Origin of the sequence: Kocuria subflava, from assembly GCF_012163155.1 — a bacterium.
GTDB classification, from domain to species: domain Bacteria; phylum Actinomycetota; class Actinomycetes; order Actinomycetales; family Micrococcaceae; genus Kocuria; species Kocuria subflava.
The window spans coordinates 1-17,860 of the sequence record NZ_JAAVUN010000033.1; the positions used below are offsets into that span (position 1 = coordinate 1).

Below are 17,860 nucleotides of genomic sequence, written 5' to 3' on the forward strand. Positions count from 1 at the left end.
GGGCTCTGCTCGCTGCAGGCGGTCATCGCCCCTGGCGGAGAACCGCTACCCACACTCAGCTGTGAAGGCCCCCTAATCCCCAGCGCATCCATGATCGGTATTGGTGGGGCCTTCATCCTGCTCACGCTGCGTCTGCTGCAGGGCATTGCCATTGGTGGTGAGTGGGGCGGTGCTGCCCTGATGGCCCTGGAGCATGCCTCACCCAAGGACCGCGGGTTTGCGGCGTCGTTCGTCAACGCCGGTGCGCCGTCTGGTGCCGCGTTGAGAACTTTTGCATTTTCCTGGCCGCCTCTCTGCCGGAGGAGCAGTTCTTCAGCTGGGGCTGGCGTGTCCCGTTCCTGGTCTCAGCCCTGCTGCTGGTGATTGGTCTGGTCATTCGTCTGAAGATCAGCGAATCCCCGATCTTTGAGGCCGCCGTCGAACGTGATGCCGCCAAGGACAAGCCCTGGGACATCCCTCTGTTGAGCGTGGTCAAGCGACCCAAGAACCTGCTGTTGGTCATGTTCGGTGGTGCCGCCGGCTTTGCCCTGCAGACCCTGCTGGCCACCTTCACCGTGGCTTATGCGGTGGCCCACGGTGCCGAACGCCAGCCGGTGCTCTACGCGTTTGCGTGCGCGTCCGTGCTTTCGATCGGCATGGTCATCCTGGCGGGCAAGATTTCCGACCGGGTGGGCCGCCGTCCCCTGATGCTGCTGGGCATGGTGGCGTTCATCGCCTTTGTGTACCCGCTGTTCGCGCTCATGCGCACCGCGGACACCTTCCTGATTTTTGTGGGCTTCGCCGTGGCGCTGCTGTGCCACTCCACCATCTACGGCCCGCTGGCGGCGTTCATCTCCGAACAGTTCGGCACCGCGGCCCGCTACACCGGGGCCTCCGTGGGGTGCCAGATGGCCACACTGCTGGGTGCCGGCTTCACCCCCACCATCCTGGCGGCCATCTACGGCGGCGACGGCCGCATCGGCGCCGTGGTCACCTACCTGATCGCTCTGACCTGCATCTCCGGCCTGGCCATCCTGCTGACCAAGGAGTCCAAGGACATCGACCTCACCACCTACGAGCACTGAGCAACTCGGACGGGCAATTTCGGCACGGTAAGTACCCAGTCGTTCAAGTTCTGGGTACTTATCCATGCCGAAACTGTCGCAGCGTTCGGATGGTGCGTTCCATTGCAGCCACATCACCCAGGCTCTGCCCGCTCGCAAAACCGTGTCCAACCTTTGGGTGGACCAGGAGCGTCCAGTTGGGAGTGCCGCGAGCGGTGAAGGCACGGGCCTCCTCCACCAGAGCGTCCTCAGCGCCCACAGAGACCACAACGGCGTCGAGCCCTGACACATCCAGCGCCAGCGCGTTCACCGTCTCAACACATCCGTTGGCCCACGCCGCAATCCCCGCCTCCAGGAGGGCTTTGCCCGGTCCACTCGGGGCGTCGTCGTCGTAGAGCTGCAGAGAGAGGTCCAGGTTGGGATTGGTCAGCACCAACGACGGCGCCCGGGCCCCTTCCTGCAGCAGGGCCACTGCCGTCAGGACCGCCACTGCACCACCGGCAGAGTCACCCCAGATAATCAACGGTCCACGTGAGGGGAGAAGATCCCGGCACACGTTCACGACGGTAGCCACAGTCGTCTCCGCATCGTGCTCCGGAGCCAACGGGTAGTCCACGGACACCACATCCAGATCAAGGTCATGGGCGATCTGACGGCACACGGAGTCCTGCAGATCCACGTTGCCCAGAACAAAGTAGCCGCCGTGGAGAAACACAACTTTGGCGGCTGACGGTGTGGTCGAGTCGGCCTGGTAGAGGCGCACAGGACTGGCTGCAAGATGGTCGTCGGTCACTCGTCCCACGGCTGCACCTACGGGGCGGTTTCGGGCTCGGATATGAGCTGCCGCGCGGTGCTCCAGGATCTCGGCGTGGTTCACGGCAGCAGTATCACTCGCTGGTGCGTGCTGAGGCTGACGTTTGACAGGGATATGACCACAGAACCTGCATGTTCTGCGGTCATATCCCTGTCAAAACCGCAGCACCCACCCGGGCCGCCGCACCTTACGCATAGAAACGGTTCAGGAACGTGGCCACCACGGCGGGGCGGTCCTGGCCTTCGATCTCGATGGTGCCGTCAGCCACCAGGTGCAGGGCGTTGCCCTTGACCTCCTGCACGTCCGTGATGGTCACGGTCAGGCGCACGCGCGAACCCACCGGCACGGGAGAGGTGAAGCGGCACTTGTCCAGGCCGTAGTTGACCTTGGTGGACACCCCGGTCACATCCAGCAGCTCGCCCCACATGGGGATCAGCAGGGACAGGGTGAGGAAGCCGTGGGCGATGGTCCCGCCAAAGGGACCGTCGGCGGCGCGCTCGGGGTCCACGTGGATGTACTGGTGGTCATCGGTGGCATCGGCAAACAGGTTGACCTGCTCCTGGGTGATCTCACGCCAGGCGCTGTACCCCAGGTTCTTGCCCACCAGGTCCTTGACCTGCTCAAAGTTCACAACGGTCTGTGCGGTGTTCTCAGTCATCAGATGGTTCCTTTCAACGTGGAAGTGTTCAGGCCGGGCTCACACAAAAGCTGAGTTGCCCGTGATGGCGCGGCCGACCACCAGGGCGTTGATTTCGTGGGTGCCTTCGTAGGAGTAGACGGCTTCGGCATCGGCGTGGAATCGGGCGACGTCGGTGGCCAGGGTGATCCCGTTGCCTCCCACCACTTCCCGCGCCAGGGCAACGGTTTCGCGCATCTGCGTGCACACCCACATCTTGGCCAGCGCGGAGTCCTCGTCCCGGTACACCCCCGCCTCCTGTTGGGTGGCCAGTTGGGAGACCGTGGACAACGACGCCGTCACATTGCCCAGCATCCGCGCCAACTTCTCCTGTACCAGCTGGAAACTGGCCGTGGGGCGGCCGAACTGGTGGCGCTCGCGGGTCTAGCGCAGCGCTGCCTCGTAGGCGCCGGCCTGGATCCCGGCAGCAATCCATGCCACGTCGGAGCGCATCTGGCGCAGCATGGCCGCCACGTCCTTGAAGGAGTTGCAGTTCTGCAGCCGTGCTGATTCCGGCACCCGTACCCCGGAGAGGGTGATGTGTGCGTTTTGCATGATGCGCAGGGCGGTTTTGCCGTGGATCTTCTCCAGGGTGACCCCGTCAGCTTCGCGGGGGACCAGGAAAGCCTTGACCTGGGAGTCCGCCTCGTCCCGGGCAAAGATGCACAGGATCTCGGCCGTCAGGGCACCGCCGATCCACCGTTTGGCGCCGTCGATCACCCACTGATCTCCCTCGTGTCTGGCGGAGGTGGCCAAACCGCCGGCGATGTCCGAACCGTGTTCGGGTTCGGTCAGGCAGAACACCCCGGTCATCTCAAAGGACTGGATCTTGGGGTCCCATTCAGCGAACTGCTCGGCGGACCCACCCACGCGGCAAGCCGTACGGAACAGTCCCGCTTGGGCCGTGTAGAACGTGGCGATCGAGGCATCGCACCTGGCCAGCTCAAAAATCCGGAATCCGTTGTAGAGGGCGCTGGGGGTCTGGTCGGCCAGTTCCGGGGGGTGCATGAGGCGCAGTTCCTGCAGCGGGGCAACCACGTCCGGGGGAAACGTGCCTGCTTCCCAGTGCTCAGCCAGCACGGGTTTGACCCGGGCCTCCAGCACTCCCCGAAGCCTCAGCAACGGTGCACGCTCAGCAGAGGTCAGGGCATTGGCCACACCGTACGGATCACTGTCCGGGTAGAGCTCACTCATGGTTGCCCTCCGTGGCGTTGGAACGCGCAGGAGTGAGCCCGAACAAACGCGCGGCATTCTGCTTGAGGATCTTGGGCCGGACCTCGTCCTTGAACGGGGCGTCCTGAAAAGCGCCCAACCACTTCTGCGGCGTGATCAGCGGGTAGTCCGTGCCGAACAACACGCGGTCAGGGAACATGCGGTTGGCGGCATGGACCAGGGATTCCGGGAAGTACTTGGGGGACCACCCGGAAAGATCGATCCACACGTTGGACTTGTGGGTGGCAATGGAGTTCGCCTCCTCCTGCCACGGAACTGACGGATGAGCCATGATCACCTGCACCTGCGGGAAGTCAGCGGCCACGGCATCCAGCAGCAACGGGTTGGAGTAGCCCAACTTGATGCCGTATCCGCCGGGCAGTCCTGCGCCCATTCCGTTCTGGCCCGTGTGGAACAGGGCGGGCACGCCGAGGGCCTGAATCGCCTCGTACAGCGGGTAGAACTGCTGGTCGGACGGGTCGAAGCTCTGCAGGGACGGGTGGAACTTGAAGCCCCGCACGCCGAACTTCTCCACCAGGACCTTCGCACGCTCCACGGCGGCGGCACCCTGCAGCGGGTCCACGGACCCGAACGGGATCAGGACGTCGTTGTTGCGCGCCGCGCCCGTGGCGATCTCCTCGATCGAGTTGGGCTCGTGCTTGAGCGCGGTGGTCGCATCCACCGTGAACACCACGGCAGCCATGTTCCACTCGCGGTAGCGTTCCGCGATCGTGTCCAACGACGGCGACCGGTCCTCCGTCTTGAAGTACTTGGAGGACGCGTCCACCAGCGGCTGGGGCAGGGACAGGTGTCCGTGCTCCGAGCACTCGATGTGCACGTGCATGTCGATCGCATCGATCTTGTCCAGGTCGATGCCGAATTCGTAGCTGTTGTCTGCCTGGGACATGGTGGATCAGCCCTGCTTCGGCTGGAGCTCTTCGGGCAGCTGCGGCATGACTTCGCCGCACTTCTGCAGGTTGCCCTGGGTCATCTGGTGGAAGTCGGCGGCCAGGTCGTCGTAGCTCCAGCCGCCTTCCTTGTACTCGGTCACCACGGGGGTCGGGTGGGTGAACAGCTGCAGGCGGTCACCGCCGGCACCGATGGCCTGGCCCGTGATGTCTGCGGCGGCGTCGGAGGCCAGGAAGGTGATCAGGCCGGCAACGTCGTCGGCGGTGCCGAAGCCGAGGTCGTGGCGGAAGAACGGGATGGTCTTGGTCATGGCGGTGGCCGCAACGGGAATCACCGCGTTGACCGTGACGCCGGCCTTCTTCATCTCTAGTGCCCAGGTGCGCACCATGCCCACGATTCCGGCCTTTGCGGCGGCGTAGTTGGTCTGCCCGAAGTTGCCGTACTGGCCGGTCGGTGAGCCGATCGTGATGATGCGGCCCGCCACGCCGTTCTCCTTGAAGTAGCGGTATGCCTCACGGACGCACGTGAACGTGCCGCGCAGGTGGACCTGGATGACCAGGTCGAAGTCCTCGTCGGTCATCTTCAGCAGCGACTTGTCCCGAAGGATCCCGGCGTTGTTCACCAGGATGTCCAGCCCACCGAAAGCCTCCACGGCCCCCTTGACCAGGGCCTCCGCCGTCTCGGTGCTCCCCACGGCAGCGACGACGGCGCTCGCGCGCCTCCCCGGCCTCCACGATTGAGGCGACGGCGGCATCGGCAGTGGCCTGATCGACGTCGTTGATCACGACGGCGGCCCCGCGGCGGGCGAGCTCCTGGGCGTAAGCCAGGCCGAGGCCCTGGCCCGATCCGGTGACAACAGCCACCTTGCCGCTCAGGGGCGTGGCGGAGTGGGTCATGGTGTGCTCCTTTGCAACGTTGCGCGGTCCGCATCCCGCCTTGCTGCGGGAACGGTGGGCCTGTGGATGCTGACCGGTGGTCTCACTGTTCATCAGAAACCAAACCGTTGAAATTGTCAACGATTGTGCAACGTGAGTGTGGGAGACAATGGGGGCAGAAGGTGCAGCAGGTGAATCAGGGTGGCGGAAGTGGGAGCGCGCATGACGCAGGCAGTGGAGCAGGACTGGGAACACCCCACGCCCCCGGAACTGCAGTTGATGACCGGGAACACGCTGTTTGCGGACGCCCGCCTGGTACAGGACCCCATGTTCCTCATGAACCGTTTTGGATCCTTGGGTTCGGCCCTGACCAACGGGTACCTGCGGCAGTTGGACCTCAAGGTGAGGCACTATTCCGTGCTGTCCCTGGCCTGCGAACCGCAGGCACCCACGCAGCGCGAACTCAGTGATTTCCTGGTGCTGGATCCCAGTCAGGTGGTGGCGGTGGTGGACCATCTGGAGAAGTTGGGTCTGGTGGAGCGTGAGCCGGATCCCAGGGATCGCAGGTCCAAGATCATTGTTCCCACAGATCGTGGGCGTGAGGTTCTTGGGCAGGCCGAGTTGCAGGCCGGGCAGGCGGCTGCACGCGTGCAGTCGAATCTGACGGATCCCGAACGCGCCACCTTGCAGATGCTGCTGCGCAAGCTCGCCTCCGGGTGACATGTGCTGACCTTGCGTGAGGTCTTTACGTGCCCTACGTCACGTCGTTAGGATCTGCCAATAGTTGAAAAGTTCAACAATTAACCGCAGTTGCCGACGATCCAAGGCTCATGGGGTGGCCTGTGTTCCCACAGCTCCTGTCGGCTTGCAGTGGCAAGGAGGGCTTGTGCGCAACGTTGGCATCGGATCCTGGTTGGAGCGCAGATTCCAACGCTCGGGACCCAAAACCGCATTGGTGGACGGGGACCGCACGCTGACCTACGCGCAATTGCGTGACCGGTCCGCGCGGATCGCCACCGCCTTGGATCGCGCCGGGATTGAGCAGGGTGACCGGGTGGCGCTGCTGGGGTAGAACAGCGCGGAGTTCGTCACCGCGCTGTTCGGCACGGAACTGCTGGGGGCTGTGTTCGTCCCCCTCAACACGCGGTTGGCACCCGGGGAGATCGCCTACCAGCTGGAGGATTCCGGGGCCAAGATCTTGTTGCATGACTCCGGGTTGACGCAGCTGGCTGCCGCCGCCGTCGGGAATCTGGGCGCTGACCTGCCGCGGTGGTCACTGGGGGAGAGTCAGGAGGGGGCGCCGGGGCTCCAGGACCAGATTGCTGATGCTCAAGCCTGGGATCAGGACCGAGACGTGGCCCAGGAGGACCTGGCGGTCATCCTCTACACCTCCGGCACCACGGGCGAACCCAAGGGTGCCTGCCTGACCCACGCCAACCTGACGTGGAACGCATTCAACGTGCTGGTGGACTTTGATGTGGCCTCCACGGACGTGTCCCTGCAGATCTCGCCCATGTTCCACGTGGCCTCACTGGGAATGTGCATGCTGCCGGTGCTGCTGAAGGGGGCCACATTGGTGGTGGAACCCAAGTTCATCCCCAGCAGGGCCCTGGAATTGATTGAGAAGCACGGAATCACGTGGTTGGCCGGAGTGCCCACCACCTACCAACTGCTCACAGAGGATCCGGCCTGGGAGACCACGGACATCTCCACGGTCTCCAAAATGACCTGCGGGGGCTCGGCGGTGCCGCTGCGGGTGATCGAGGCCTATGAGCAGCGTGGATTGAGGTTCACCAACTGTTACGGCATGACTGAAACCTCCCCCGGAGTCACCACCTTGCCGCCGGACCGTTCACGGGAGAAGGCCGGGTCCTCGGGATCTCCCAGTTCTGGACCGACTTCCGCATTGTGGATCCCATGGGGGAGGCAGCGCCCAGCGGTGAGCCGGGAGAGATCCTGGTCTCCGGTCCCAACGTGATCAGCAGCTACTGGAACCGCCCGGATGCCGCCGGTTCCTGGGAGAAGACCTGGTTCCGGACCGGAGACATGGGTTACACGGATGCGGATGGGTTCCTCTACATCTCTGACCGGATCAAGGACATGATCATTTCTGGCGGGGAGAACGTGTACCCGGCAGAAGTTGAGGCGGCCATGCTGCGGATGCCTGCCATCCAGTCGGTGGCCGTGGTGGGGGTCCCGCATGACAAGTGGGGAGAAGTTCCCCACGCGGTGGTGGTCCTAAGGGATGGCGCGCAACACCTGGAGGCATCCGATGTGGAGGCGTTCCTGGAGGGGCAACTGGCCCGCTACAAGGTGCCCAAAACGCTCACGGTGGTGGAAGAACTGCCGCGCACAGCCTCGGGCAAGATCCGGAAGAACGTGCTGCGCGAGCAACTGCGCTGAAAACACCGCCGAGACCTCCGAAAAGTCCCTCACTGGGCTGAGATTTGGGTCTTTTCGGAGGTCTCGGCGGCGTGGGAGGCGGTGGGGTCCTAAGCTCATGGCATCTGGTTTCCGCGCGGCAAAGGAGCAGCAACCATGGCAGCACAACCCCGTCCCACGGGTGCACCCACCTGGCTGGACCTCACGGTGCAGGATGTGGAGTCAGCCAAGAAGTTCTACGGCGCACTTTTCGGCTGGGAATTCGCCGACCAGGGTGAGGACTACGGCAACTACTCCATCATCACCAAGGATGGAGTTCCCGTGGGTGGCCTGGCGCTGGACATGGATGGGCAGGGCAACCCGGTGACCACGGGCCAGGGGCGTTGGAGCATCTACCTGGCTACGGATGACATCGAGCGAACGGTGGCGGCCGTCCAGACCGCCGGCGGGCAGCTGCTCATGGGGCCCATGCGGGTTCCGGGCAGCGGTCACATGGCCATGATCACCACACCGTCCGGGGCCAAGGTGGGGTTGTGGCAAGCGGTCGAGTTCGCCGGAATTGAGCTGCCGTTGCAACCGGGGACCTCTGCATGGTTCGAAGCCCTGAGCTCAGATTTCGAGGCCGACCTCGCCTTCTACCGTGACGTGTTCAACTGGGAGATCGCGTGGATGGGACCGGAAGGTGGGAGCGATGGCTTCAAGTACGTGACCAACGGTGCCGGTGAGAAAGCCACCGCGGGTCTGTGTGACGCCACCATGTTCTTTGACGATGACCGCTCCTACTGGCGTCCTTACTTCATGGTCCAGGACTCGGCCCAGGCCGTGGAGACCATTGAGGCAACTGGCGGCCAGGTCACTGACGGCCCGGATGACACCGAGTTCGGCCGGATCACCACCGTGCTGGGCCCGGAAGGGGAAACCTTCCAGTTGCAGCAGCCGCTCTGACACCACTCCCACATCGAGCCGAGACCTCCGAAAAGTCCCTCACTGGGCTGAGATTTGGGTCTTTTCGGAGGTCTCGGCCGGTGAGGGGATGGGGTCAGTCGCGCTCTCGCTCGCGGTCCTGGGCCGCTGGCACCACCAACATCAGGATGAACACGATGCTGACCACAATCAGCATGGACCAGGCCGGGGCGCGCATGGCACCGGAGGTCAGCCCCGCCAGAAGGGCCACCATCAAGGCCGCCGTGAATCGAACCCACCAGCTGTTGCGTTGCACATCGTCACCTCCCGGTCGTCGTCGGTGCAACCAAACCAGCACCTGACTGCATTCCACCGTACGCAAGTTGGTGGGAGCGCACACACGGTGTCACCAACCCGTTCGGCGGAAAGCACTAGGGTTGTGGGGTGCTTGCCTGGATCGAATCCCTGCCCCTGGTGTGGGCGGTGCTGTTCTTCTGGATGGTGGGCATTGTGCGAACTTCCATCGTCTTCGGCCTGGGCCGTGCTGCAGCGGAAGGCTCACGGAAGAGCATCCGCGTGGTGCGCAGCATCATTGAATCCCCGGTCTACACGCGTGCTGCAGGATTTGTGAACCGGTGGGGTGTGCTGGCCGTTCCGGCGTGCTTCCTGACCGTGGGGTTCCAGACCGCAGTCATTCTGACCACGGCCCTGACCCGGATGCCGTTGACCCGGTGGATTCCCGCCATGCTGGTGGGAACCTTCATCTGGGGGTGCATCTACGGCACCGTGGGCATGGCTGTGGTCTATGCCTGGATGGCCAACCCCCTGATCACCGCAGGCGTGGTCCTGGTGCTGGCGGTGGCCATCTTCACCGTCCACCGCCTCACGCGCTCACGCAGCGATCACATGCCCATTTCTTGGTAGAGCCCGGCAATTCGGTCGCGTTCGTCCTTGAGGAACTGGTCGAACTCAGGCCCATCCATGTAGGCCTCGGCCCACGAGTTACGGTCCACGGCGTCCTGCCACTCCGGGGTTTCGATGGTTTCGCGAACCAACTGGGTCAACTCTTCACGTTCTTCATCGGTGATCCCAGGAGGGGCCACCACGGCACGCCAGTTGGCCAGGTCAACGTCGTAACCCTGGTCGATCAGCGTGGGGATCTCCTCCACACCTTCCATGGGTTCCGGTGCGGCAACGCCCAAGGCCTTGAGGCGCCCGGCGTCGATCTGGTCAGAGACGTCCCGGTAACCGGAGGTGGCCGCCTGAGCAGTGCCCGTGATCAGGGACTGGGTGGCCTCACCACCGCCTGAGTTGGGCAGGTAGGCGATCTGAGCCGGATCCACATCCGCTGCAATGGCGAATTCGGAGACCACCAGTTGGTCAAAGGATCCGCCACCGGTCCACACGATGGACCTGGGGTCCTCCTGCCAGTCGGCCACCAAGTCATCCAGGGTGTTGTAGGGCGAATCGGCCGGCACCACCACGACGTCGTACTCCTCCACCACCCGGGCGATCGGCGTGACGTCGTCGTGAGAAACCGGTGCGTCCAGCTGCTCCACGCCGGCCACCAGACCCGTACCGGTGACCATGATGGTGGAGGCATTGCCTTCCATGGTGGAGAGCCGACCCAGCCCGATGGTCCCAGCAGCACCCGGCACGTTGACCACCTGAACGTTGCCCACCAGGTTGTTGGTGGTGTCCGCCTGCTGCATTTCCCGCATGAAGGTGTCCCAACCACCACCGGGGCCTGCGGGGGCAATGAAGGTCATGTTGGCTCGGATGTCCTCGCCCTCGTCAGCGGCCTGGATGGAGAACGCGGTGGCCACGCCCACAATTGCGACGGCGCAAATCGCCCAAGCGGTCATCAACAGCGGGCGGCGCTTCTTGGGCGCGGTTTCTGCCGGGACCTGCGCGGTGGCGGCAGGCTCATTCCGGGCGGAGGGTGTGGTGCTCAAGGGTGAAGTCCTTCAAGGGCTCGGGTGGCCACACAGCATTGTATGACTCAGCTCACATGCGCAGTCACTTTACGGGATGGCCGCGCCGTGGGGAGCAACACTGCGTCTTGGTGACGTGACGTGTGCCTCCTGTACTTTTGACGGTGCCTGCTAGAGCAAGGAGCACCCATGAAGGTCTTGATCGCCCCGGACAGTTTCAAAGGCACGTACACCGCCGTTGAGGTGGCAGAAGCCATTGCTCGCGGTGTGCGGGAGGCCGGTGCCGATGCGGTGGAGTTGCCCATTGCCGACGGCGGGGAGGGAACCCTGACGGCCTTGGCCTCCACCACGGGGGCCCAGATGCACACGGTCACGGTCAACAACCCGTGGGGTTCTCCGGTCCAGGCGAGTTTTGCCGTGACCTCCGAGGGCACGGGGATCGTGGAATTGGCTCAGGCCAGCGGCATCACCGTTGAGCACGATGGCACTCGGGATGCGTTCACCGCAGGCACCTACGGCACCGGTCAAGTGATGGTGGAGGCCGTCAAGCGCGGGGCGCGTCGGATCTTGGTCTCCGCGGGTGGTTCCGCCACCAGCGACGGCGCCTCCGGGGCCATCACAGCCATTGAGGAGGCCGGTGGTCTCAACGGAGTGCCGGTGACGGTGCTGACCGATGTGACCACTCCCTTTGAGCGGGCAGGCGTGGTGTTCAGCCCGCAGAAGGGCGCGGACCCGGCCACGGTGGAGCGCATCACGCAACGCCTCCACGATCAGGCGGCTGAGTTGCCCAAGAGCCCCATCGGTGTTGCCCGGACCGGGGCCGCCGGTGGTTTCTCCGGCGGGATGTGGGCTCGGTTTGACGCTGAATTGGTCTCCGGGGCGGAGCACGTCCTGGACTTCGTCGGCTTTGACCGTGAGCTCGAGCAGGCAGACGTCGTGGTGGTGGGGGAGGGCAAACTGGACTCCCAGACCGGGGAGGGCAAGATCATTGACGCCGTCCTGAAGCGGGTGGAACGCATCAAGCCGGACGTGCAGGTGGTTGCCGTGGTGGGTTGTGTGGATGAGGACCTGGGGGATTATGCCCAAAACTTCGTCAGGATCTTTGAGGCCACGGATGCGCAGCTGATGCAGCAGGCCGGTACACAGATCGCCGGTCTCTGAAGGCGTGAGTGGTGCCCGTTCCCTGACCTGGTTGTGGCTGCTGTGCGCGGCCGGTGCGTTGACTCAGGGTGGTCTGAATCTGTTGCGCCCGGTCACCAGTTACAAACTCATGGCCTTGGGCGCGGGACCTGTGACCATCGGTGTGGTCACCGCCCTGTACGCGCTGCTGCCGTTGTTCCCAGCGTTGTGGCTGGGGCGGATCTCAGACCGCATGAATTCCTTGCGTCTGATGTTGGTGGCCGGCGTGGCCGCGCTGACTCTGGGTGGTGCCGGGTTGGCCTTGGCACCCCATGTGGCGGTGGTTGCGGTTTCCAGCGCGCTGCTGGGCATAGGTCATCTGAGCTTCACCGTGGCGGGGCAGACCACCATTGCGCGTACCGCCTCCAATGATCAACTGGATGCGGGCTTCGGATGGTTCACCGCGTCCTTTTCGCTGGGGCAGATGGCCGGTCCGCTGCTGGGTGGTCTGGTCCTGGGCACAGCCTCGGTCACGGGCTCCACGGAGAGCATGGGCCGGATTGAAATGGCGCTCTGGGTGGGTGCTGCACTGGCCGCCACAGCCCTGCTCCCCGTTCTCCTGAAACCCGGCAGCTCCACGTTGCGCCCGGTCCGGATTGACGACGGCGCCCCGCGTGCCTCCGTGGGCAAGATCTTGAGGACGGACGGTGTGGTCCCGTACATGCTGGCCTCCCTGGGGCTGCTGGCCATGATCGACATCATCACGGCGTTCCTGCCCGTGGTTGGCGAGGAAGCCGGGGTGGCCCCCGTGGTGATCGGGGTGCTGCTGGCCATCCGCGGCGCCGGATCCATCCTGTCCCGTGTGGTGCTGCCGTGGTTGTCCCGCAGGTTCCAGCGCAGGAACTTGTTGAAGGCGAGCCTGCTGATTTCCGCGGTGACCCTTGCGGTGCCACCTCTGGTGATCGAACTCGAATGGCTGGCTGGCGTCTTCCTGGCAGTGGGCGGATTTTTCCTGGGATTGGGTCAACCCTTGACCATGTCCATGATCACCACTGCCGTCCCGGACAGTTGGCGCGGATCGGCGCTGGCGGTGCGGCTGATGAGCAACCGTGTGGGCCAGGTGGGAATGCCCTTGGTTGCAGGTGTGGTGGCAGCACCCCTGGGCCCTGCTGCCGCCATCTGGATCACGTGCGGGGTGCTGGCAGCCACGGGGTTGGAACGCAGCATCCGAAACCGGTGAGTCCCGGCATGCAGGTTGCGCCAAGTTCATTACCGGGACCTGCCGGGGTTGTTTTCTGAGAACCCCGAGCCCGGTTTCATGAAGGGCTCATCATGGCCGCGCAGACTGCCTGGTGTTGACATCGGATCGGCCGCACCAGGGCAGTCGATTCCTCAGCCACACCGCGGCACCTCGCATCAGGGGTGCCTGATCGCTTCAGGAGAGACCATGACTGCTCTGACCCGCTCCGTCCACGCGGCCAAGGCCGCATCCTCGGCCACCGCCGGCCGTCACCACACAAACACGCTGTCCGCACGGGTGTTGGCGCCGTTGTCCGCAGGGGATTCGTCCCAGGTGATGGGCGTCGTCGTCGAGGTTCTGGGTGAGCACGCCGCCGCTGTGGAACTGGAGCGAACAGGTGCTGGGCAGTTCCGGGAGGAGATCGTGCTGCACGGGCACCCCGGCTGGACCCGCGATCTGGAACCGGGCGTGCGTGTGCAGGCCACCGGGGAGTGGGATCTTGCGGACTGGCACCAGTGGGAGGCCACGGAGCGCGCGCACTACCTGGCCATCCGGGGGCGTCTGGAGTTCCGGGTCAGTGCGGCACACAGCAATGGTGCGCACTCAGCGGCTGCCTGAACTGCGGCCGCCGGAACATGACCTTGCTGACAGCGGGCCCCAGAATCCGTGTCCGGGGCCCGCTGTCAGCTGCTGTGCACAGTGCTCAGGCGGGCCCGGAGGAACCGGCCCGGTAGTCCTGCAGGTCAACGGTGCCATCGGCGATGGCGTCCACAGCCGGCTGCACGATCCGCCACCCCTGCTCAGCGGCTTCCCCCAACACGGAGAAGGCCGGGTTGCCGTCCAGAAGCCACCGGACCACGTTGCCGTAGGCGCCCAGCGGCTGCGGGCCGGTGGAGGAACTGAGCTGCAGGCGCGTGAGCCCGCGGGCGTCGAACGGCCCACCGGCGTTGATATCCAGGCAGATCTGGGCGTCCTCGAATCCCATGCGCAAGGTGTTGCCGGTGCACTGGCCGTAGTGGTCGTAGTCATGCGGCGCGGGCTTGAAGCGCACCACGATCTCCTGGCGCGGATTGGCGATCGCCTTGCCGGAGCGCAACGTCACGGGCACACCGTTCCAGCGCCACGTGTCCACCTCAACGGTGATCTGGCCAAAGGTCTCGGTCCGTCCGTCCGGGTCCACGTCCTCCTCGGCCACGTAGTCAGGCAGGTGCTTTCCGTCCACATCCCCTGCGGTGTAACGACCGGCCACCGTGGCCTGGGCGGGGGATCCAACCAGCCGGGTGTGGCGCAGGACGGAGGCCACCAGGGTGGGGATTTCGTCGTCGTCCAGGGCAGCCGGCGGATTCATCATCAGAACGCCCATGACCTGCAGAAGGTGGGACTGGATCATGTCCCGGATGGCACCGGTGCCTTCGTAGAACGTGGCCCGGCCTTCAAGGCCCAGGGTTTCGTCAAAAACAATCTCAATGCTTTCCACCTGGTCCCGGTTCAGCAGTGGTTCCAGGATCCGGTTGGTCAGGCGCAGCCCCACCAGATCCAGCACCGCGGGCATGCCCAGGAAGTGGTCCACCCGGAAAATCCGCTGCTCCGGAACAATCTTGGCCACTGCCTGATTCAACCGCCATGCCGACTCCTGATCGGTGCCGATCGGTTTTTCCAGGGCGATCCACAGGTCATCGTGCTGCTCAACCTGGGCCAAGGTCTCCAGGGCCTTTTCCGTCACGGCCGGTGGCAGGGCGTAGTAGAGGATCACGCGGCCTTCAGTGGCACCCAACAGCTCAGTGAGCTCCTGGGCATCCGTGGTGTCACCCACCACGTAGCGGGTGGAGGCAATGGTGGCCTCCACCGCCGGCCCGGTGGCCGACACCGACTCAAAGGCCGCACGCACCGTGCCCGCCCAATCATCCGGTTCATGGCGGGCGTTGCCGATCACCGTCAGCTGCCGCTGCGGCTCAAGTGCCAACACCTGGCCCACGGCCGGCAGCAGGAGACGATCCGTCAGATCCCCACTGGCTCCCACAATCACCAAAGTGGTGGGCTGGTTGTTGTGGCCGCTGTTCGCCTGAGGCGTGGAAGTTCCCATGAACAGTAGGCTACTGATCAATTGCCCGTGATGCGTTCCAAGTGCAGAAAGACCGGTTCATGGATTCCCAGGACAACAGCCCCCAGCGCTCCGCAAGCTCCGTGCCGCTGGAGGACTACGCGCTGCTTTCCGATCTGCACACCGGCCCGCTGGTCTCACGGGAGGGCAGCATCGACTGGCTGTGCTTCCCCGACTTCGACTCCCCGGCAGTGTTCTCCGCCATCCTGGGCAACCCCGACGACGGCCGCTGGCGCCTGTCCGTGACCGACGGCACGGTGGTACGACGTCGATACCGCGGTGGCTCCTTTGTGTTGGAAACCTACTGGGAGTCGCCGACCGGGAAGGCCGTCGTCGTGGACCTGTTGCCGGCAGGTGACCGTGAGGCGAACGTGATTCGCCAGGTGACGTGCACGGAGGGTGAGGTGCAGATTGAACACGATCTGCGGATCCGGCCTGATTTCGGGCGCAGTGGAGCCTGGACCCGCAAAACCGAACTGCCGGAGGGCGGCCACGGTCTGGTCTCTGTGGCCGGGCCGGAAATGTTGGTGCTGCGCGGTCCGCTGCTCAGCGTCCGGGAGGATGCCAACGGCGGGTTCCACTCCCATGAGGTCCCGCATGGTGGTGAGCGCAGTTCCCGGATGGGGCACACCATGCAGCTCAGTGCTGAGTCGGAGGACACCGCCACGTGGTCCCTGGCCTGGACCAAGTCCTGGAAACCCATCCCGGAGGTGGCGGACGTTGAATCGGCCATAGCGGAGACCATGGACTTCTGGACCTCGTGGTCTGACCGGGTGCAGGTGGACGGTGAGCGCTCCGCCATGGTGGAACGCTCCCTGCTGGTGCTGCGGGCCCTGACCCACCAGAGCACCGGTGGAATCGTGGCAGCACCCACGGCTTCCCTGCCCGAGGATTTTGGAGGGTCACGCAACTGGGACTACCGGTACACGTGGCTGCGGGATGCCTCCCTGACCATCGAGGCCCTGGTGGAGCACGGTTTCACGGACGGCGCCAAGCTGTGGCGTGACTGGCTGCTGCGAGCCGTGGCGGGGGATCCGTGGCGGGTGCAGATCATGTACGGGATCGACGGCCGCCGGGACCTGCCCGAAACCGAACTCGACCACCTGGCGGGGTACGAGGATTCCCGGCCCGTGCGCGTGGGCAACGGTGCTGTGGACCAGTACCAGGCCGATGTGGTGGGAGAGGTCATGCTGGCCCTGGCTGCATTGCGTGATGCAGGACGGGAGGAGGACCAGTGGTCCTGGAACCTGCAGAAGCACCTGCTGGCATTCTGCGCGGAGAACTTTGACCGCAAGGACCACGGCATCTGGGAAATGCGGGGCGATGCCGCCTACTTCACGCACGGACGGGTGATGATGTGGGCTGCGTTCGACGAGGGGCTGCGGGCGGTGGAGGCGGCTGGGCCAGGCTCCTGTGTGCAGGCCTCTGATGAGGAAATTCAGCAGTGGCAGCGCCTGCGCAAGGCCCTGCACGATGAGATTCATCGGGAGGGCTGGAACCCGAAGCTGAACTCATTTGTTCAGACCTATGGACCCGGCCCCGGGTATAAGGAGGTGGACGCCTCCCTTCTGCAACTGCCCCACACCGGGTTCGTGGCAGCGGATGATCCCAAGATGATCGGCACCACGGAGCGGATCGAGAAGGACCTGTTGGATGGTCACGGGTTCCTGCACCGTTACCGCACCGCCTCCGGCATGGACGGACTGGAAGGGGATGAGTACCCGTTCCTGATCTGTCTCACCTGGCTGGGGGAGCAGTACGCCAACACCGGGCGTCTGGATGATGCCAACACCGTGCTGGACCGCCTGGACAGCTGCTCCAGCGATCTTGGCCTGCTGGCCGAGGAGTTCTCACCCGAACACAACCGGCTCGCGGGAAACTTCCCGCAGGCCTTCAGCCACTTGGGCTACGTACGCCTGGCAGACGCGGTGCTGCGCAACAGCTGAGACCCCCACGCATTCAGAACCCGCTTTTGGCCGGTCCCCGAGCACGGAAACCGGCCAAAGGCGAGTTCAGGACGGGGGAGCGGCTCACTGACCCAGGGCGGCCTTGCGCATGGCCACCGAATCCAACCGGGTCATGGTCAGCATGGCTTCCACGGCACGGCGGGCGACGGCGCGGTCCGGGTGCATGTAGAGCCTGTTCACCTCGGCCGGGACGATCTGCCAGCTCAGCCCGAACTTGTCCCGGACCCAGCCGCAGGGCTGTTCCGAGCCCTCCCGTGCCAGTTCCGTGTAGTAACGGTCGGCCTCCTCCTGGGTTTCGCACTCCAGGACGATGGAGACGGCCTCATCCAACTGGAACATGGGCCCGCCGTTGATGATCTGGAACTCCTGATCCTGCAGACGGAAATGCACCACCAGGTCCTCGCCCTCCGTGGTGTGGGGATTGCCGCCGGGATCAACCATGATCTGCGTGATTTCTGAGTCATCGAACAGGGATGTGTAGTACTCGGCGGCTTCCACGCCGTTGCTGCCGAACCACAGGCACGTGGAGATCTTGGGCATGGGGACTCCTCAGGTGGGATGGATTGGGCGTGAACCACACCGTGGGCAACACGCTTTTGGCCGGTTTTTGATGCGGTGGATTCATGTGGTGGTTGCAACACCGGTTTTGTGGTCGGTGTTCAGCAACTGCGTGAGGACCTCAGCA

General features: G+C 64.5%; 16 protein-coding genes and 4 pseudogenes. 11 read left to right on the forward strand and 9 right to left on the reverse strand.

What is annotated here, in order from left to right; genetic code table 11:
• Both GTW58_RS14720 and GTW58_RS11790 read left to right on the forward strand, forming a co-directional pair.
• A pseudogene (locus GTW58_RS14720) lies at positions 1 to 363 on the forward strand (hypothetical protein); the annotation flags it as partial.
• Positions 360 to 1,064: an MFS transporter gene (locus GTW58_RS11790; protein ID WP_232818121.1), complete on the forward strand. Its 705-nt coding sequence runs from the start codon at positions 360 to 362 to the stop codon at positions 1,062 to 1,064. The pseudogene GTW58_RS14720 and the gene GTW58_RS11790, both read left to right, overlap by 4 nt.
• Positions 1,065 to 1,122: 58 nt before the next feature.
• On the opposite strand, the gene GTW58_RS11795 is transcribed toward GTW58_RS11790, so the two are convergent.
• The 5 genes and pseudogenes from GTW58_RS11795 to GTW58_RS11815 form a co-directional block, all read right to left on the reverse strand.
• On the reverse strand, positions 1,123 to 1,920 hold the full coding sequence (locus GTW58_RS11795; RefSeq protein WP_052209693.1) for an alpha/beta hydrolase: 798 nt from the start codon (positions 1,918 to 1,920) through the stop codon (positions 1,123 to 1,125).
• A 124-nt stretch (positions 1,921 to 2,044) separates the two neighbouring features.
• Entirely contained in the window at positions 2,045 to 2,515 is a 471-nt protein-coding gene (locus tag GTW58_RS11800; protein WP_119933649.1) for a MaoC family dehydratase, read from the reverse strand.
• A 39-nt stretch (positions 2,516 to 2,554) separates the two neighbouring features.
• Positions 2,555 to 3,727, reverse strand: a pseudogene (locus tag GTW58_RS11805) (acyl-CoA dehydrogenase family protein).
• Positions 3,720 to 4,652: an amidohydrolase family protein gene (locus GTW58_RS11810; RefSeq protein WP_047691578.1), complete on the reverse strand. Its 933-nt coding sequence runs from the start codon at positions 4,650 to 4,652 to the stop codon at positions 3,720 to 3,722. The pseudogene GTW58_RS11805 and the gene GTW58_RS11810 overlap by 8 nt, the downstream one beginning before the upstream one ends.
• A gap of 6 nt (positions 4,653 to 4,658) precedes the next feature.
• A pseudogene (locus tag GTW58_RS11815) lies at positions 4,659 to 5,550 on the reverse strand (SDR family NAD(P)-dependent oxidoreductase).
• Between the two features lie 201 nt (positions 5,551 to 5,751).
• On the opposite strand from GTW58_RS11815, the gene GTW58_RS11820 reads away from it, so the two are divergent.
• The 4 genes and pseudogenes from GTW58_RS11820 to GTW58_RS11830 all read left to right on the forward strand — a co-directional run bounded on the left by GTW58_RS11820 (position 5,752) and on the right by GTW58_RS11830 (position 8,856).
• Positions 5,752 to 6,249, forward strand: a complete 498-nt coding sequence (locus GTW58_RS11820; RefSeq protein WP_156125569.1) for a MarR family winged helix-turn-helix transcriptional regulator — start codon at positions 5,752 to 5,754, stop codon at positions 6,247 to 6,249.
• A 235-nt stretch (positions 6,250 to 6,484) separates the two neighbouring features.
• Positions 6,485 to 7,507: pseudogene (locus GTW58_RS11825) on the forward strand (AMP-binding protein).
• Positions 7,447 to 7,932 carry a class I adenylate-forming enzyme family protein gene (locus GTW58_RS15045; RefSeq protein ID WP_342453315.1) on the forward strand — a complete coding sequence of 162 codons (486 nt, stop codon included), beginning with the start codon at positions 7,447 to 7,449 and terminating at the stop codon, positions 7,930 to 7,932. The pseudogene GTW58_RS11825 and the gene GTW58_RS15045 overlap by 61 nt, the downstream one beginning before the upstream one ends.
• A gap of 135 nt (positions 7,933 to 8,067) precedes the next feature.
• Positions 8,068 to 8,856 (forward strand): VOC family protein, encoded by a 789-nt coding sequence (locus GTW58_RS11830; protein ID WP_119933647.1) that lies wholly within the window; start codon positions 8,068 to 8,070, stop codon positions 8,854 to 8,856.
• A gap of 94 nt (positions 8,857 to 8,950) precedes the next feature.
• Here the strand turns inward: GTW58_RS11830 and GTW58_RS11835 are convergent, their stop codons facing one another.
• A complete protein-coding gene (locus GTW58_RS11835; protein WP_119933646.1) occupies positions 8,951 to 9,130 on the reverse strand; it encodes a hypothetical protein in 180 nt (59 codons plus the stop codon).
• 128 nt (positions 9,131 to 9,258) lie between these two features.
• Here GTW58_RS11835 and GTW58_RS11840 point away from each other — a divergent pair, with 128 nt between their 5' ends.
• A complete protein-coding gene (locus GTW58_RS11840; RefSeq protein ID WP_168023526.1) occupies positions 9,259 to 9,738 on the forward strand; it encodes an SNARE-associated domain-containing protein in 480 nt (159 codons plus the stop codon).
• On the opposite strand, the gene GTW58_RS11845 is transcribed toward GTW58_RS11840, so the two are convergent.
• Positions 9,717 to 10,769 (reverse strand): Bug family tripartite tricarboxylate transporter substrate binding protein, encoded by a 1,053-nt coding sequence (locus tag GTW58_RS11845; protein ID WP_232818120.1) that lies wholly within the window; start codon positions 10,767 to 10,769, stop codon positions 9,717 to 9,719. The genes GTW58_RS11840 and GTW58_RS11845 overlap by 22 nt on opposite strands.
• Positions 10,770 to 10,937: 168 nt before the next feature.
• On the opposite strand from GTW58_RS11845, the gene GTW58_RS11850 reads away from it, so the two are divergent.
• From GTW58_RS11850 to GTW58_RS11860, 3 genes are all read left to right on the forward strand, one after another.
• Positions 10,938 to 11,909, forward strand: coding sequence for a glycerate kinase (locus GTW58_RS11850; RefSeq protein WP_119933645.1), 972 nt, complete (start codon positions 10,938 to 10,940; stop codon positions 11,907 to 11,909).
• Positions 11,910 to 11,913: 4 nt separating this feature from the next.
• Positions 11,914 to 13,107 (forward strand): MFS transporter, encoded by a 1,194-nt coding sequence (locus GTW58_RS11855; protein ID WP_119933644.1) that lies wholly within the window; start codon positions 11,914 to 11,916, stop codon positions 13,105 to 13,107.
• Between the two features lie 207 nt (positions 13,108 to 13,314).
• Positions 13,315 to 13,725: a hypothetical protein gene (locus GTW58_RS11860; protein WP_119933643.1), complete on the forward strand. Its 411-nt coding sequence runs from the start codon at positions 13,315 to 13,317 to the stop codon at positions 13,723 to 13,725.
• A gap of 85 nt (positions 13,726 to 13,810) precedes the next feature.
• Here GTW58_RS11860 and GTW58_RS11865 read toward each other — a convergent pair whose 3' ends face one another.
• A complete protein-coding gene (locus GTW58_RS11865) occupies positions 13,811 to 15,190 on the reverse strand; it encodes a glucose-6-phosphate dehydrogenase (protein ID WP_119933642.1) in 1,380 nt (459 codons plus the stop codon).
• Positions 15,191 to 15,249: 59 nt separating this feature from the next.
• On the opposite strand from GTW58_RS11865, the gene GTW58_RS11870 reads away from it, so the two are divergent.
• Positions 15,250 to 17,154, forward strand: coding sequence for a glycoside hydrolase family 15 protein (locus tag GTW58_RS11870; protein WP_052209464.1), 1,905 nt, complete (start codon positions 15,250 to 15,252; stop codon positions 17,152 to 17,154).
• 84 nt (positions 17,155 to 17,238) lie between these two features.
• Here GTW58_RS11870 and GTW58_RS11875 read toward each other — a convergent pair whose 3' ends face one another.
• On the reverse strand, positions 17,239 to 17,715 hold the full coding sequence (locus GTW58_RS11875; RefSeq protein ID WP_119933641.1) for a VOC family protein: 477 nt from the start codon (positions 17,713 to 17,715) through the stop codon (positions 17,239 to 17,241).
• Between the last annotated feature and the right edge of the window lie 145 nt (positions 17,716 to 17,860).